A 17,373-nucleotide genomic window follows, 5' to 3' on the forward strand; every position below is an offset into this window, starting at 1 on the left:
AATTGAACTAAGAAACCTATAAAACCAGTCCATACCATTCGTTGTGCATGGACTAGTATTTTGTTGATTAATTTATTTTTTTTCGATTGTTTTTTTATTATACAACGCAATCATTAAGCCAAATAAGATACCTATCTCATTGATATAGGCGTTTTCAAAAGCGCCCCTGACAATGAACAAGCTCATGAAAGCTGTTAGAAGGATAAGTGCCGCTTGCCGAATGACGCCACTATGTTGACGAATGATTCGGCTTCCCGTCAGTAGTGCTGAAATTGTCATCACGAATGTCGTTATCAGGCCGAGAATGCCTGCGGAGAACCAAAGAGATAAAAAGACATTATGTGGGCCAATTGAATTTCTAAACGTCCAGTCAGGGTAGTCTGCCACTCGGCTATTATAAACTTGATGATAAACTTTATTGCCAAAACCATATCCCTTGACGGGGTTTTCCATGATTAGAGACCATGCAGAACCTTGAGTGCCGTTGCTATAGCGATGACTACTGTCTGTTTGGGTGAGTTTATGGATCAATAACCGGGTATTTGGGTCAGATGCAGTTACCCAGTGTGTGGCACCAGCCAATAATCCCAAACATATTGCAGCGGTGAGAGTGAGTTTCCACTCTTTGTTAATTGTGATGATAAATACAGTCGCTGCCACAATGGCAACCCAGGCCCCACGAGAAAGTGTTCCAAGCAGCAAGAATAGACTAATTGCTGAGGCGATAATCAAGAGTGACCAACTTAGCAGTGAGTGTTTTTTCCATAACGCCCAACTACATAACAATACAGGGAAATAAAAAATAAACCCGTAGGAAAATTCACGGTGATTGTAATTTGTAAAGGGTATTTCCCCCGTTGCCTGGTAGTTGATGATGTATTTCACAATGTCTGCCAGCGAAATAGCGATCATCCCGATGATAAATGTAACCAGAATTATCTTCGCAATACGTTCTTTGCTTTCTTGATACAGCACAATGGGGAAAGTAAAACTGAATAGCAGTAATCCATTTAAGATGGGTTTGTTCATTTCTTTGAAACTCAAAGCAGGGTCAATTGAGATTCCAACAGAATAGAACATCGCCAGAACGAACAGTAAAATGGATAAAAATAAATGACCTCGTAGCGAATTCACTACTTGGCGAAAGTCTTTTACCAAATAGTACAGTGCTGTTATACAGATCAGGATCATAACAAGATTTTTGTATCTTGTGATATCAGGTAGATAAACAAGAATAATAAACAGCCCAACAATGGATAAGTTCCATAAGGATTTTTTGTTACTAATTGTGGTAAAGCTATTTTTTATATTAAGCATAGTGATTAATCTATTTTCTCGACTATCCCAATTAAATTTGGCTGCAAATAATACATGAAAACGGTATTGTAAGCTGCTGAGATGTAATGTCGTAGATAATTTATTCAAGGAGCCGGTATGCCGGAGCTACCAGAGGTGGAAACCAGCCGCAGGGGGATTGAACCTCACTTGGTTGGTAATGTAATCCAATATGCCGAAGTCAGAAATTCACGTTTGCGTTGGCCTGTTGCCGAGCAAATCATGAAGCTTTCAGATAAGCCCGTGCTCAGTGTTCAGCGCCGGGCAAAGTACTTATTGCTTGAGCTGCCTGAAGGCTGGATTATTATTCATCTGGGTATGTCGGGCAGTTTACGTATTTTGTTGGATGAACTTCCGCCGGAAAAACATGATCATGTCGATTTGATTATGGCTGATGGCAAAATTCTCCGTTATACCGATCCCCGGCGTTTTGGTGCATGGTTGTGGAGTGACAATCTAAACACGTGTTCTGTACTGGCTCATTTAGGCCCTGAGCCTCTTTCTGATTTGTTTAATGGTGAATACCTTTATTCTCTTTCCCGTAACAAAAAGACAGCTATCAAACCTTGGCTAATGGATAACAAAGTTGTTGTTGGTGTTGGAAATATTTATGCCAATGAAGCGTTGTTTGTTGCACGTATCTTGCCTGAACGTCCCGTAAATTCACTGACGCAGCAAGAGGCCTATTTATTGGCCGATATCATTAAACAAATCTTGCAACGTTCGATAGAACAAGGCGGAACGACGTTGAAAGATTTTCTGCAATCTGATGGCAAACCGGGATATTTTGCTCAGGAATTGTTTGTTTACGGCAAGAAAGGCGAACTTTGCCCGCGCTGTGGTGGAGAAAGTGGTGAGAAAATTGAAAGCATAAAATTGGGGCAACGCAGTACGTTTTTCTGTCGCCAATGCCAGCATTAAAGCGGCTTGGGGGCTAAAAAAGATGCCCTCCGGCATGATGATATTACTTAACCTGAGAGTCATTTTAAGAAGAGAACTAAAGTGCCTGAGGCACGATCAAAGTTTTTGCTAAAGAAAACGAAATCGTGGAGATCCTCAGGCATGTATAATTTAGAAGAACGTTGCTGCTGCGGCGATGACTTTTGCCAAAAATTTATCCCTCTCTGGTATCAACAGCTCATTGAAAGCGGATTACTCAAACGGCGCCGTGAAGCTTCCCTTTCTCTCAGTGAAATCATGACGATCCTCATTTAATTCCATATGAGCCATTATCGTGATTTTAAAACGTTTTATATTGAACACGTAAAACAATACTTTACGGCCGATTTTCCCGGTTCAGTCAGCTATACCCGAATGCTAACCTTGAAGAAAAGGGCACTGATTCCTTTATGCGCTTTTCTTTCATCACATAAGATTAAAACTCAGGGGATCGCTTTTATTGATTCCACCAAAATTGCCGTTTGTCACAACCTTCGTATTCCCCACCATCGGGTATTTCAGGGGGTTGCACAACCGGGGGCGTCCATATATGGTTTTATAGTTTTAAACTTCATCTGGTTATCAATGATTGCGGTGAACTTTTGGCCGTAAAATTAACGGCAGGAAATAAGGATGATCGTCACCCTGTCAAAGCGCTGGCAAAAGGGTTAACAGGATATTTATAGGATGATAAAACATGTTCTCTGACCAATCGCTCACATTGGCCTAATTGGCCCAAAACCATGGATCTCATTTCATTAGCACCATCCAAATGTAATCTGTTGATGGTCTTTGAGTGATCAACAGATTTAGCATCCTAAATGCTCTACTATTTTTCTGTGTGTCTATGAGATAAATATACGCCTCTAATCAATTACCAACACTACAGTTTTACTTTCTTTCACGCTAATGCTTCTCCGTACACCGTGTCCAACTCACCGAACTGCTGCACATTTTCCAGACGAGTTAGAGTGGTGAGTTTCATTGAGTTTTTAATTGGCCGATGAGGTACACAAGTAACCCTGCCTTTCAACATCAATGGCTTACCTAACTCAAACAAATAATAAAGCTCGTCAGAAATAGATGCCTTGCCCGCTTGCTCTCCCGTAATAGCATATCTTGGTACCAGTACCACTGTTTTCACTGGCCAGAGTTTATCGATTTGCTTACTACCAGAGTTTTGTTCAGGCGTTGCAGCCAACGCTAAGTAGCGGATTTCACTGGCGACATGCAACTTGTATTTGGTTAAAAAAGTCTTCTGCGGCAGGTGATACCAATTGGCTGTGCCGCTCTCAAAAGCAGAAAAATATGCAGAGTCGCGCCCCTTTTGGCCTGCCAGCGCAACCGTCAACGTCAAATCTGGATACAATACTTGCTTCATGCCGTAGTAAGGAATACGAGCAGCTTCTTGCACGTAAAGTCGCTCTTCCAACGTGTTGATGTTGTAGGATGCAGTGTGGTTTTTATTCTCCCCCACTTGCTTGCGTAAAAAGTCTAATAACCAAAAGTTGCCATTATTACTTGAATGGCAACTTGAACTACCTTCTTCTGTCACGCTAGCGCTAGGTAGCAACGCAAAAGCTCCGATACCTATTTCGTTAATGGCATCGCGGTAAGGGTTTTCAGTGTTTTCTTGATCAAAATAGCCAGGGTACAACGCAAAAGCACCAAACACAGGGCGGCTTTTATGTTGGCTTAATGATTGTCTATCTTGAGTGATACGGATCAACGCATCGCGATAACGGTGCATTTGATTGATCGCATCATCGGGGACACCGTCTTCTATTCGATAAGGAAGCTTATTTTGGTCTTCTGAAGTACTCGTTTCCCATTGTTTAAGCTCTTTACTCGCAGGGTTACCTAAATATGAGTTATTGTGGTCTGTCTTAATTGGGTTTAAACGGTATTTTGCATCGAACAACCAAACGATCCTCTTGTCATTCGGAAAGACAATTTCTAAAACAATATCGGGTTTATGAGTCAGCAAAAAAGTGCGAATCTCAGTAGTAGTTCGTGCAAACGCTCTTTCATGATATAGGTTCACGCGAATACCATCGTTTCGATTAAACTCAAAAGCTCCTTTGTCAGCATTTATGAGTTTGTGACCCCAATAGGGATCTTCATTGAGTTTTGCTTTGCGATTTTTTTGTAGCTTAAAGCCCAACTCCTTCTCAAGGATAGTCTTAAACTGAAGAAAGCACCAAACCTCGTAGATTTCCGCTACCGACTTCATTGACACACTGGACTGATTGGCAAACACATCCAAGTAAAACTTTAACTCTTGCCAAACTCTGTAAACGGCGCTGTAACCCGTTTTTTGCTGCAAGACTAGGGATTCACGACTAAGCCCTACATAACAGCCTACTTCCTTTAGGAAACTCTGTCCGAGGATTTTCTGCAACGGCTGCTGCCAGTTGTGCAATTCGTCCAAGAATACATCGGATAAGCGCTGCTTATCTGGCGTTTGGTTGCTTTGCCTGAGTTTATTTTCAAATCCAGCCAGATGCTTTTTACACGTAGAAACCACCATTTTGATAAAGCGGTTTTCTGGAGTGTCTACGCTCAGTTGCTTCTTCTCAACTCGATAGCGTTTGTCATAATGCCCACTGGTAAGATCTTCTTTCACCTTTGTACCAAGCTGGTATGGCAACCGACCTTTTAAACGCTCCGCCTTGGTATAAGACACATGCGGCTGCAAGCGGCTATGCGGAGCCTGTGTGATCACTTTGAGCCCTTGTTCAAAGCGTTTTCGTAGATGACCAAAACTGGCTAACCACAGCAGTGGGAAATGCCCACGTTGTTGGCTTCTAGCGGTATCCTGCTCGGTTTTCTCCACCAAACTAAAACGCCAAAGTGGAAATTCTTCGTCAATGGACTGATACATGGCAGGTAAATCCCGATGTAAATCCATTTTGGTCGGGAGCACTTCAAAAGAAATGTGGCTTTTAATGGCTTGCCTTGCTACCACATACTCAAGCGGAAGGCGCATCCAACCAACATCATTACCCGTATTGATGGTGCCTGTTAAGCGAGCAAATATCGAGTGGCGCGCTTTGACAAAGCGAAACCCCTCATTGATTAAGCGGTTTCTGTGCGTCAACCGAGCTTCTTCAACAGGTTCAAAAAACACCCATTCAAACTGATACTGCACATTTTCAAAAAAGAGCGATTCATCCAGTATAAGTTCTGCTGTCGGTTCAGTCAGTGCAGCATTTTCCCCCTTTATGCTAGCTTCGAAAATGGACACCTCGGTTATCAGTAAAGGAGGGGAAAAACGGATAATAGGCAGTCTATTTTGCTCGTCAATCGCTTGCCTCTGCTCAACTTGCGTCTGTTTTGATGCACGCTTTAACAAAGTTGCCTGATAAACTTGCTGACGTTTGGCAATGTCGTTACACCAAATCGAAAATTCAAACTGAGCGGTTTGCACACGGAGTAATTCTGGCATCCCCGAGCCTCCTTCATGAATGCGGCATTAAGGCCAGAAACTGGTGAAACCAGAATTTTCTAAACGCTTTTGCATCCAATCGAGCTTTTCTTTGCTGCGACAGGCAATGCGTATCACCTGATCATCACCCTCTTTATATTCTCGGTACAGATCAGGACGTGCAGTTGGGGAATCACCTAGCTCATTCCAGAACTCAGCAAACTCCGTGGCTAATAATTGTTCTAATTGTTTAAGCAGTGATTGGTCTGTGCTATTGATCACCAGCTTATCGCTATCACCTTCAATACGCGGCAATACCTTACACATTAAAAAGTCATCCCAGGCTGCTTTTAGTTCAATATCGTCTTGCGGATTTTGGCTGACCACCGCCAACAGTAACTCGTTCAGCGCCCGATAGGCCAACATAAATGGCGTGTTATCCAACACCTGGTTCACCGCCTTTAAAAAACCAATACTTTTTTTGCCATCACTGTCTATGGCAGGTAAATCCTCAAGCCGTGCGTGGGACCAAATCGGGTAACTCAGAGTTTTATTTTGAGTATTCGAGGTAAAAAAGTGATCAAAATCGTTAGGGAAGAATTCACCAAAATCAAAACTCAGTGCACGGTCGATCACCTTGCGGGAGAAGCCATGAGTGGTTTCATCCATATTCACCGTTCCAGCAACGATGAGGTTAAACGGAATTGCTATACCGTGATGTAAGAAGTATTGCCAAATATCACGCTCTAAATCATTGGATAAGTCTAAATCTAAATCCGCTGCAAGCTGCTCGATTGAGTTTTCTTTCCCACCCTTGGCCTCACTTTCAAGAGCCTGAAATATTTCGCCTTTGATCAGAGGCTCACACTCATAAACATAATCGAGTCCAGTCTCCTGTAGTTTTTTAGGATCATTCCAACTTCGAGTTTCAAGGATAGAAAGATAATCCGAAAAATACTGCTCTACCGGAGCTAAATTCATTTCATCAAGACACAACCAATATGGCCGGATGTATTCCAATGATCTTCCATGCCAGTCGTACGGCACCCCTGTAGTATCAAATGTAATCAATTCGATAATTTCTTTCCAAGCTCTAACGATAAACCGCAATACATCGGTCGCAATATAACGTGGCTGAGAACCCAAACGAGAAACATAACCCAGCAAATCGCTCGGTTCATGCCAATCTGGGCGGACTGAAATTAAACAATAAGTATCATTAAGGTTACCTGTTGCTTGGGCTTGCTCTCGAATAAAGCGGGTTTTACCCGTACCAGAAATGCCGGCTAAAAGGAGGAAGGGTTTTGAGAGAGACGTTGAAGCTACATGTGGCATTTTTTTCATCTCCTTGGGCGAAGGATATGGCTTTGCTTCACCTAGCTCTTTCTTAATATCAATAAATTCAATTTGTTTATAATATGCCAATAGTTCTAACAGATCTTGCTTCAGAATTAGGTCATCTGGAATATTATTTGCCTCATAATATTTCGCAGATATGTTGGGCTTTTCGTATGACTTACCAAGCGCAGTGTCCGCATTTAAGTCAATTTCTTGAATTCCCCATTGCTTCAACTCGGGGAGTTGTTCGAGTAAGATTCTTTTAATCTTTTGGGATCTTTCTTCCGCACCTTTTTTTGTCAAATTTTTTGTCGGAATTGTTGTTCCTTGGTTTAAGGATAGATAACAACCTGAACCGTCTGCTTTAAACAAATACACAGGGTAAATTCCATCCTGTGTCGTTGTTGTGATTTTAGGATTGAGAATTGAAAGCCAAGGAATATTAGCCCAATTGCCTGTACCAACGCTGGCTTTCACTTCAAAAGACGGCTCAAAAGCCTTAACTAATCTCTCTATTTCCTCTTTAAAATCTTGTCTGAACAGATTCGCTGTTGGATGGCCTGTAAACTGTTCTTGGGTAGCTTGAACCCACCCACTTATGAATTTTTCTATTTTTTCTTTCAGGTTCATCCTAATCCCTTAAACCAAGACTAAAAATTTGCTGTATTCGAGGCTAAAAAACTTACTTCTATTGTCTGTCGCTATACCGAACTCTACGATTCCAGCCAAGCTCATGCTTTTTAATGCCCGCGATACATTATACACAAGCAATGCTCTAGCAGCATTGAGCCAAGTGAACTTGTACTATTCCGACACTAAGCCGTACATGCAAAATACACTAGCGGTTTAGTTATCCAGTAGGTACACACTCTGTTTTATATTGGAAATGCACAATGCCAAAGCTCATAGATTAGCCAATAAATGCTGTTTCCGTCACCAATCAAGCAAAAATAGTTAGAAAAACTGAACAATTATCTATAAAGTGCCATCCGTAATTTAAGGCGTTTTGCATCTCGGTATGAAGATCTTACGATACGAATTCACTACAGGATAACCTATATATGAGTACTCTCAAAGAGCACACAACAGAGAGATAAGCCGCAGCAACCCTAGTTTTTTCGGTTGTTGCGGCGTCCTCAAGAACCTCTCAATTCTATGAGCACGCCGCCAGTTCCTTAACTTTAGGAGATGGATTCGTGCACTCAAAAGATTTTTCCTGGCAATATTCTCTTACCGCCACAATATTACTGTTATCACCATTCGATTTACTGGCATCACTGGGTATGGATATGTATCTGCCCGTCGTTCCTCTCATGGCCGATGTACTTGATGCCGGAACAGGAACGATCCAGCTAACATTGACTGTATACCTGATTCTGTTAGGAGCCGGTCAGCTTCTATTTGGCCCATTGTCAGATCGGCTCGGTCGCCGCCCTGTTTTACTCAGCGGTGGGATTGCTTACATTGCAGCTTCATTCGGTCTCGCCATGACTTCATCATCAGAAGTCTTTTTGGGCCTCCGGGTTATTCAAGCCTGTGGGGCTTCGGCATGCCTCGTAGCCATGTTCGCGGCTATACGCGATATCTATTCAGGTCGCAAGGAAAGCAACATCATCTATGGCTTGTTCAGCTCTATGCTTGCCATAGTTCCGGCAGTAGGTCCTTTGCTCGGAGCGCTGATTGACACCTGGCTGGGGTGGCGCGCGCTCTTTGGTTTATTAGGATGTGCAATGGTAGTTGCTGTTATTGCAGCCTGGAAATTCTGTCCAGAGACCCGGCGGCAACGGACGGCAGGCTTACAGTGGTCGCAGTTACTTCTTCCTGTAAAACGCCTGAATTTCTGGCTGTACACTCTCTGCCACAGTGCAGGGATGGGGAGCTTCTTCGTCTTTCTTTCGACTGCCCCCTGGATAATGATGGGCCGGCAAGGATTATCGCAGCTTAGTTTCAGCATGCTATTTGCAACAGTAGCCATCGCCATGATGGTGACTTCACGATTTGTGGGAGGTCTGATTGTCCGGTGGGGAAGCTTGAATATGTTACGGGCAGGAATGTACTGCTTAATGGCAGGAGCGCTGTTGCTGGCGGTTGGAGAGACTCTTATACCTGATTCGGTATTTGGCTTCATTTTCCCAATGTGGCTTGTCGGTGTTGGTATCTCTACTGCGGTTTCTGTAGCACCTAATGGTGCACTTCGAGGTTTCGATCATATAGCAGGAACGGTTGCAGCAGTCTACTTCTGCTTGGGGGGATTACTGTTAGGGGGGATTGGAACGCTCACGATTACACTTTTACCCAACGCTACTACCTGGCCAATTATCGCTTATTGCCTAATCCTGGCAACAGTAGTGCTTTGCCTGTCCTGCTTTAATTCCGGCAGACACCATTATTAGAGATATTAAATTTAAACAAGAATTAATAACCCGTAACTTTACGTATATAGAACGTAAAGTTACTAAAATTTTTCTTCACATTATTGACCTTCCCTTAAGGGGAAGCTTTATCTTCTTAAGAAGAACCTAAGGAGAACCTAAGGAGAACCTAAGGAGAACAGCATGAAAAAAACATTAGTTTTTGCATCAATAGTTGTCGGCACACTTGCTTTCAGTGCTGTAGCGAATACAAATACCGAGATGAAAGAAGAACTTAATGCCTCAATGACAAAAATGCATGATGATATGCATAAAAGTATGATGGCAGATAATGCTGATCAAGCTTTTGCTGAAGGCATGTTGGCGCATCATATCGGAGCGGTTGAGATGGCTAAGATAGAGCTTAAATATGGCAAAAATCCAGAAATGAGACAGCTTGCAGAAAATATTATCAAAGCACAGGATGCTGAAATTAAACAAATGCAAAATTGGTTAGAGAAAAATAAGAAATAATCTTTTATACACAATGGATTTCAAGTTACGTCGCGGTGACAAGGGAATGAATCCCCGGGAGCATAGACCACTATGTGACCGGGGTGAGCGAGCGCAGCCAACAAAAAGTCTGGGTAACGTGTTCAATAAAAAACGCTTATAGAAAAACGATAAGCGCTTTTAAATGAATGATATAAAATATTTTAATGTAATAATCGTGAATTTTAGCAAGTTCCTGTAAATCGGTAACCACCATGACTCGGAGAGAAGGTCCAAGCCCTGTTTCCATTTGGGTCTAATGCCATCTCTTCCCGTGTATAGTGGATAAATCCCATCCGTCTATAAACTTCTGAGAGTGCTGGTGTTGCAATTGATAATTTTAATTTCCCATGGCAGCCTATTTTATAGGACATATTAACGGCTTTCTCCATTAATAAATAAGCACAATTTTTGATCCCGGGATGAATGATAAGGTAAGTGACTTCAGGGTAATAACGTAAATCAGGATCATAGCGGTATAACATGACTTCTTCATAACACCTGATTATCATTATTCCTATCGGTGTATTATTAACGTAACAAATAAAATAAACAAAGTTTTTATCTTCTCCATTTTGGAGCCTATCATCAAGTTCATTTTGAACATGAATTAATAGATTAAGTGTTATACTACATTTTAAATCCCAAGAATCGTCTGCTGTTTTTCCTCTTTTATTTTCTATTTCATCGATGCAAGAAGCTAAATCATCAGAATCTTCAATGCGATTTAAGATATGATCAAACCATCCATCTTCTCCTATCGAATAATAGAGTCTCTTCGTATCTATTACCATTTTTTGTAAGTTCACTCTTCTAACGATTGATGGAATATATCCGTTAATCAATTTAGGATTATTATGATTTATATTTATATTCAATATATTATTTGGCGGTAAGGAATGGAAAGATGTTGAACGAGATAAATTTTTTGATGAGATTTTGTGTATATAACTATTAAAGGAATTTGTTCTTTTTAACATGATAAAATCCCCAAGATATGACTTATACTTCAATTAAATAGGTGGATACCCGCCGTCTTTCAAGTTGCCTCTTTGTCGGCTGCGTTCGCTCACCCCGGTCACATAGTTATCTATGCTACCGGGGATTCACTCCCTTGCCGCCGCGAAGCATCTTGAAATCTATAGGGTATAAATAAAATATTGAAGAAAGTAAGATTGATGGTTGAGGTTCTAAGCCGGAACCGCCGAAATTTCCGTCACCCTAATACTACAGTTGTAACCAATATGGTGTCACTATTATCTTCTGTTTTCTTTCTCTCCACAGAAGGGGGTGTCAAATGCCAACACCTGCTGCTTCATCTCTGACGTCCTCCATCCCGGTCAGAAAACATCGTGATATTGGCACCCTCACGGAAAAAATAACAAAAAAACCATTACCAATCGCCTGAAACTCCACCACCGCTACTGCTGCCGCCACCGCCGGAAAAATTATCATCATCATTACGATCAGAACTACAGCCACCAAACAAGCCACCAAAAAGGCTGCCGAATAGGCTTTTCAATAATGACACCACAGACGAGATCAGAAAAAACACCAGAATCACGGGTAACAGGATAATGAGCAGATAAAACTCTGCCGGAATGGAAGAAAATAACCCAATAAAGTTCAGTACATAGGTTCCTATAGCGATAGTCAGAGCACTCTTGAGAAAACGCTTAAACCAATGCCCAGTATGAAAAACTTTCAGTGGCAGTAAGATTATACTCACCAACCAAAAACCCAGTAGCATAAAGATGTCTTTACCGGATATCTGGTTGAATGCGCCATCGCCTTCTTCAAAAGCCTGAACAATCTTCGCCGTTTCTTTCTGTGCTTCCACTTGTTCAGATTTTTTCAGCCATGTGCCGATCGAATCAATTGCCTTGCTAATTCCCTGATAATAAGCACCTTTTTTGAAAGCTGGTTTCACATCCTGCAACAAAATGAGTGTAACCTTGCCATCGGATAAGTTACGTTCTAAACCGGAACCAACTGCAATACGCATTTTATGGTCATCAGAAGCGATCACAAACAAGATGCCATCATTGCGTTCTTTATTGCCTAACTTCCATTTATCAAATACACGGGAAGCAAATTCCTCAACAGTATCACTGCCCGTCGTCGGGATAATCAGAACGGCCATCTGTACTTTTTCTTCAGATTGCAGCTTTTTCAGTTGTCGGGTCAGGCCCTGACGCTCTTCTTTCGTTAGGACTTCAGATATATCTGTCACGCGCTTGCTTAATGCAGGAATATCAACGGTTATTGTTTCTTGTTTTATTTCTCTGGCTGATGCGTTGCTCATGCCGATGAGCAATAAAAACAGTATAAAAAATTGTTTAATTATCAAAAAAGAACTACGTTTCGGCTCTGTTATTCGGATACAACAACCATTCTTTGGTCTAGGGGAAATAACTAACATCAAATATCCTTAGCTCTTATTTATGGAATCAATCATCACTATTATATGAATATCTCCCACTGCACATCATGAAAAAACGGCATTATTTTTTCGATAATGCCGTTGATAATAAATTTATTCTCCCACTTTAATTTTTGCTGATTTATATGCGGTCAATAATGCCAATACTGGTGCGATAGAGAAGAGTAGAAATAGCCAATGGGAAGAAGAAGCCGCGCCCTCCACGCCACCGGGCTGATAAAATCCAAATATATTGGTGACCATCCCAGCCAGTGCGGAACCGAATGCGGTGGCAAATAGCTGAACGGTAGTAATGGATGAACCCGCAATGTTTTTATCAGCGTCACTGGAAACTTGCAAAATACGGGTTAAAAGATGAGGCCAACCAAAACCGACGCCAAAACCAAACAACCCCAATCCCAAAATGATCGGTAATATTACTTGCCACTCACCTGTTGATTGATAGGGCAACATCACAAGTAACAGAAACATGCCAATCAACATGAAGACAGGGCCACTCACAATCGAAAAACGCATTCTCGCACCATGCCAGCTAGCGCTGAGCATTTCCCCTAGCGTCCAACCCAATGCTGCGGTCGCAACCATATAACCAGACACCAAAGGCGATTGCCCATGCAGTACCTGCAAAAAATAGGGAACGAAAACATCACCCGCCAAACCTATCACCAAGAGTGATAAGGTGGAGAATAAGATCAAGTGAGGAGAGCGCAGACTCAACGCATTTTCGGGCAATAATCTCGCTGAAGTTCTGCGTTCATAGGCAATCAATAAAGATACCAATACCACTGCCGTCACTATGCCGATAATATTGATACGCACATCTTGTGACAAACTTCCTGAGGAAACAGCGAGTACGGAAGCGGATAACAGAATAAGCTGCACAATCGGCAATGCCGTTTTGGTTGTATCCTGTACCCGTTTTTTGGGCAAAATCTGATAAGTGAACAAGGCATACAGTAAGGTAATGGGTAACATAATGCCAAACGCATAACGCCACACGTTCATTTCAGCGAAAATGCCACCCACAGCCGGCCCGATTAAAGTTGCTACGCCCCACACCCCTGAAATCAATGCCATAGCCCGGGGCCAGAGTGATTGTTCAAACACCAGATTAACCATCAAGTAGGAAAGTGCAAATAAAAATCCGCCCCCTAATCCCTGAATGGTTCTGCCAACCAGCATAATTTCCATTGTGGGTGCTAAAGTGCAGAATAAACTGCCGGTGAAAAAAACCAAACTCGCAACCAAATAAGCATTTCTTGCGCCTGATGCACTCAGTAATCTCGCAGAAAGAACAGAACCAATAATTGATGCCACAACAAATAATGTCGTATTCCAGGCATAAAGGTTCAATCCGCCAATATCTTTGACGACAGAAGGCAAAATAGTAATCGCGATTAAAGTATTGGTTGCCATTAACCCTACACCCAGTGAAAGTGCCATGGCACTAGGCGCATTTTTGCTGGAAAACAGATCCCTCCAGCGGCTTTCCTCAGTCATTATCATGATTGTTATCCTGAACACAGGTTGAGTTGTGAAAAATCTTACGTTAAATTAAACAAGATAAATCTTGGAATAAATTAATGTCGGGATCAACAATATGTCAACCTCTGACTTGGAAAATAAAACAATTGAGGGGCAAACTGTGAGTGAAAAGTTATTAATGCTGCTTAAAACTCAAGGTGCCTTACAAGCCTCTGATGCCGGCAAGATATTGGGAACAACTGGAGAAGCCGCCCGGCAACAATTTGTGAAACTGGCTAAAGAAGGACTGGTTGAAGCAAAATCCGAGGCAAGGGGGGTTGGGCGTCCTGTTCAACTTTGGCATCTTACTGAGAAAGGCCATGCCCGATTTCCCGATACCCATGCAGAGCTTACAGCTCATCTGATTACGATTATCCGCAGTCAATTGGGCGAAAAAGCCATTGATTTAGTGATCAGTGCCCGCGAAAAAGAGGCTTTTTCCAACTATAAAAAGGCGATGGAAGAGGTGGCAGGGTTGCAGGAAAAAGTTGAGCGTCTGGTAGCCATACGCTGCCAAGAAGGTTATATGGCTCATTATTCTGTCGAAGAAAATGGCGCTATTCTGTTTTTTGAAAATCATTGCCCCATCTGTGCGGCTGCCAAAACATGTCAGGGGTTTTGTCGGGCTGAGCTGAAGCTATTCCGGGAAATTCTGCAAGCCAATGTGGAAAGAACCGAATATATTCTCAGTGGTGACCGACGCTGCGCTTATCTTATCACCCCCATTAACCTAGTCCAAAAAAACCTACCCAAATGATATTGAGTAGGTTTTTTGTTGCTTAATTTTTCAGATGATTCAGCCGAAGATAAAATCTGCCAGTTCGCTCTTAGCTGGCGCTCCATTGGCACCCGGACGACTGACAACGACGGCAGCAACCCGGTTTCCCAGATCGACCGCATCCCGTAATGGCATTCCCTGAGACAATCCCGCCAGCATACCACCACAATGTGCATCACCGGCGCCAATCCTATCCTCAACTTTGACCTTGTAAGCAGGCACGTATTCAGGATCACGATCTGGCTGGCATATCCATGCCCCCTCTGCACCTATACGCGCAATAATCGTGAAGCCATGTTCATTGGCATAGCGGCTGGCCTGTATCATTGGATCCCCAACACCACACAGCAAAGCAATTTCATCTTTATTCAAACTGAGGATTGTTCTGTCTGCGGGCAGTGCCTGAATAAATTCAGGATCGATATCAATCAGGCGAGGGCCAAAATCCAGTACCAAAGTCAGCTCAGTAGGTGAAGCCAGCAACCATTCACGCAATTCATCCGCTGTTGGGTTTGCCAATTCATAGCCGCTGGTATAGACATATCCCTGTTCCGGGAGCGGGATAGTCTCCAATATTTCTCTATTCCAATTATCGTCACAACCGGGAACAGAGACATAAGTACGTTTACCATCAGGTTTCATCATGGCAAAACACCAACTATTGTCTTTTGTTGGATGGCGTAATGTTACCTTTAGCCCAAGTTTTTCCATTTCTGCGGTAACACATTCCCCCCAGATGCCATTACCAACAAATATGCCATTAATCACCGGGGATTGAAGGCGACACAATGCACGCGCAACATTGAATGCACAACCACCAACTTGCCGATCAATTTCTTCAGCTTCCCAATATTCACTATCATGGGGTAATTCAGGCAATCTGAGAACAATATCCCCTGTCGCTGATCCCACCACCACAACAGGCAGTAAAGACTCCTTCATTTTTTATACCTACTCAGCATTAAATACAGGCCATAACAGATAAAACTGACGAAAAATGACAAGAATAGACCAAGGCTGGAATTCGCGAAAATCCCCACTGCCCACGGGCCACTGATGAAATCATTTTGCGTCACCAGAAAACCAGCTAACGCCCCTAGTAGCCAGCAAAATATGGGGATCCATTTAATGCCGCCATTCGGGCCAATGTAATTAAACAATTTGTCCGTGCAATACCCCTGATTACGACTGATAACAATATAATCAAGCAGGAATATCGCTTCCCATGAGACTAAAAACACGCCGCAGAATATCAGAAATGCGATAAATGGCCCCATAAAGTCACCAGTAACAAAAAGGGTATAAATCGCGACACTCAGCACAATCATGGAATCAATAGCAACCGCATGAACCCGCTTAACTTTTATCCCCAATGTCAACAAATTCAAGCTGGCAGAATAGAGGCTCATCACGGCCATGATGACTATGCCTGCGATTGCCGTCATTAAGTAAGGGATCAGCATCCAATCCGGCAAAATAGAACCAATGTGAGCAATAGGATTCTCGGATTTGGGCAGGTCAGGTAATTGGACGGAAAGCAAAATCCCCGCAAACAATAGCAGTACCAGAGGGATCATTCCGCCCGCAGTTACCGCTGTGAAAATTTTTACTTTGGAGGCGTTTTCATGCTGATAGCGACTATAATCAGCGCTCGTTGCAGCCCATGCAATGCCACTACCGGCAGCAACAACAGAAACGGCTGGCAGGAACCCAGTTAACCAACTGCCCGATGGCATGGTTAATACCGCTTCCCATTTTGTTGTAAACAAAATATAGAACACCACAACCAGTGTCATTACACCAAAAATCTGGATAACCCACCGCTGTAAAGCAATGACCATCTCTTTTCCCAGCAAAGTGACACCAATTGACAGACCAGCAAATAAGACCATGCTGACCACCGTCAAAAATGTACTTTCGGGAAGCCCGCAGGCCTGAAATAAAGCGGAAAGTGTCAAAGTGCCGGTGACGATATTAATGGATTCCCACCCCATGGAGATGAACCAGAAGATCACCGTCGGGGCAATATTTCCCTTAATACCAAAAATAGTGCGGGAAAGGGTGAGGGTTGTGGTTCTTCCCACTTTACCGCTGAAACTGAGGTAACCAACCAGTGCAAAGCTGGAGAGACCAAGCAGCGCCGCGAGTACGGATTGCAGGAAAGAGAGCTTAAAGGAAACAATGATGGCACCGTAAACAATGCCGAGAATGCCAATATTGGCGGCTGACCAGACCCAAAACAGATCCAGAGGTGTACCTGTACGTTCTGAAGGAGGAACAATATTTATACCTGTGCGTTCTACCTTCCAAAACCGATAACTATCTTGCTGTGTACTCATTATGTTTTCCATCACTGAAAAACCCTATCTGAGTTGACGTTACCAACTTATACCATTATCTCAGCAGGGAATATGAAGATACCGGATATCGTCCTGAAAAATGGCTCCGGGCATGGCTTCAATGGTTCTCTTTCCCTAGGTTGGCGCAAACATTTACACGCATGACCGGAGTACCACAAAAAAATGACGCCATGACCAGAGCGCAACGTTTCGATTTGCTTAACCAACAGAAAGCGCTAATCAAATCTCTGTCTCTTCATACACAACATGGCAGCAGGACACCTTCCACCACGCCCCCCTAGGGCCGATGTATGACATCGGCCCTGAGATTGAAGAACACATAACGT

At 42.8% G+C, this 17,373-nt stretch carries 12 protein-coding genes and 2 pseudogenes; 6 read left to right on the plus strand and 8 right to left on the minus strand.

What is annotated here, in order from left to right:
* Positions 1-72: 72 nt before the first annotated feature.
* Positions 73-1,317 carry an O-antigen ligase RfaL gene (gene rfaL, locus Xenpb_RS08455; protein WP_187653922.1) on the minus strand — a complete coding sequence of 415 codons (1,245 nt, stop codon included), beginning with the start codon at positions 1,315-1,317 and terminating at the stop codon, positions 73-75.
* Positions 1,318-1,434: 117 nt separating this feature from the next.
* Here rfaL and mutM point away from each other — a divergent pair, with 117 nt between their 5' ends.
* The 3 genes and pseudogenes from mutM to Xenpb_RS19970 all read left to right on the plus strand — a co-directional run bounded on the left by mutM (position 1,435) and on the right by Xenpb_RS19970 (position 2,960).
* Positions 1,435-2,256: a bifunctional DNA-formamidopyrimidine glycosylase/DNA-(apurinic or apyrimidinic site) lyase gene (gene mutM, locus Xenpb_RS08460; protein ID WP_187653923.1), complete on the plus strand. Its 822-nt coding sequence runs from the start codon at positions 1,435-1,437 to the stop codon at positions 2,254-2,256.
* Between the two features lie 141 nt (positions 2,257-2,397).
* The gene (locus tag Xenpb_RS19965) at positions 2,398-2,550 is read left to right on the plus strand and encodes a hypothetical protein (RefSeq protein WP_255523085.1); all 153 of its coding nucleotides are present in this window, start codon (positions 2,398-2,400) and stop codon (positions 2,548-2,550) included.
* A gap of 99 nt (positions 2,551-2,649) precedes the next feature.
* A pseudogene (locus Xenpb_RS19970) lies at positions 2,650-2,960 on the plus strand (transposase).
* Positions 2,961-3,175: 215 nt separating this feature from the next.
* Here the strand turns inward: Xenpb_RS19970 and Xenpb_RS08470 are convergent.
* On the minus strand, positions 3,176-5,722 hold the full coding sequence (locus Xenpb_RS08470; RefSeq protein ID WP_187653924.1) for a restriction endonuclease-like protein: 2,547 nt from the start codon (positions 5,720-5,722) through the stop codon (positions 3,176-3,178).
* Between the two features lie 27 nt (positions 5,723-5,749).
* Complete coding sequence (locus Xenpb_RS08475; protein WP_187653925.1) at positions 5,750-7,669, minus strand: DUF3578 domain-containing protein; 1,920 nt, start codon at positions 7,667-7,669, stop codon at positions 5,750-5,752.
* A gap of 566 nt (positions 7,670-8,235) precedes the next feature.
* Between Xenpb_RS08475 and cml the strand changes: the two are divergent.
* Both cml and Xenpb_RS08485 read left to right on the plus strand, forming a co-directional pair.
* A pseudogene (cml, locus tag Xenpb_RS08480) lies at positions 8,236-9,426 on the plus strand (CmlA/FloR family chloramphenicol efflux MFS transporter); the annotation flags it as partial.
* A gap of 168 nt (positions 9,427-9,594) precedes the next feature.
* Positions 9,595-9,924, plus strand: a complete 330-nt coding sequence (locus tag Xenpb_RS08485) for a DUF305 domain-containing protein (protein WP_187653927.1) — start codon at positions 9,595-9,597, stop codon at positions 9,922-9,924.
* 203 nt (positions 9,925-10,127) lie between these two features.
* On the opposite strand, the gene Xenpb_RS08490 is transcribed toward Xenpb_RS08485, so the two are convergent.
* The 3 genes from Xenpb_RS08490 to Xenpb_RS08500 form a co-directional block, all read right to left on the minus strand.
* Complete coding sequence (locus tag Xenpb_RS08490) at positions 10,128-10,922, minus strand: hypothetical protein (RefSeq protein WP_187653928.1); 795 nt, start codon at positions 10,920-10,922, stop codon at positions 10,128-10,130.
* A gap of 413 nt (positions 10,923-11,335) precedes the next feature.
* Positions 11,336-12,247, minus strand: a complete 912-nt coding sequence (locus tag Xenpb_RS08495) for a YgcG family protein (protein ID WP_187653929.1) — start codon at positions 12,245-12,247, stop codon at positions 11,336-11,338.
* Positions 12,248-12,478: 231 nt separating this feature from the next.
* Complete coding sequence (locus Xenpb_RS08500) at positions 12,479-13,891, minus strand: MFS transporter (protein ID WP_187653930.1); 1,413 nt, start codon at positions 13,889-13,891, stop codon at positions 12,479-12,481.
* A gap of 94 nt (positions 13,892-13,985) precedes the next feature.
* Here Xenpb_RS08500 and Xenpb_RS08505 point away from each other — a divergent pair, with 94 nt between their 5' ends.
* Positions 13,986-14,666, plus strand: a complete 681-nt coding sequence (locus Xenpb_RS08505) for a metalloregulator ArsR/SmtB family transcription factor (protein ID WP_187653931.1) — start codon at positions 13,986-13,988, stop codon at positions 14,664-14,666.
* A 39-nt stretch (positions 14,667-14,705) separates the two neighbouring features.
* On the opposite strand, the gene Xenpb_RS08510 is transcribed toward Xenpb_RS08505, so the two are convergent.
* The gene (locus Xenpb_RS08510; protein ID WP_187653932.1) at positions 14,706-15,629 is read right to left on the minus strand and encodes a PfkB family carbohydrate kinase; all 924 of its coding nucleotides are present in this window, start codon (positions 15,627-15,629) and stop codon (positions 14,706-14,708) included.
* Positions 15,626-17,026: a cytosine permease gene (locus tag Xenpb_RS08515; protein ID WP_187653933.1), complete on the minus strand. Its 1,401-nt coding sequence runs from the start codon at positions 17,024-17,026 to the stop codon at positions 15,626-15,628. The genes Xenpb_RS08510 and Xenpb_RS08515 overlap by 4 nt, the downstream gene beginning before the upstream one ends.
* Positions 17,027-17,373 lie beyond the last annotated feature (347 nt).

Origin of the sequence: Xenorhabdus sp. PB62.4 (assembly GCF_014467285.1) — a bacterium.
Lineage (GTDB): Bacteria > Pseudomonadota > Gammaproteobacteria > Enterobacterales > Enterobacteriaceae > Xenorhabdus.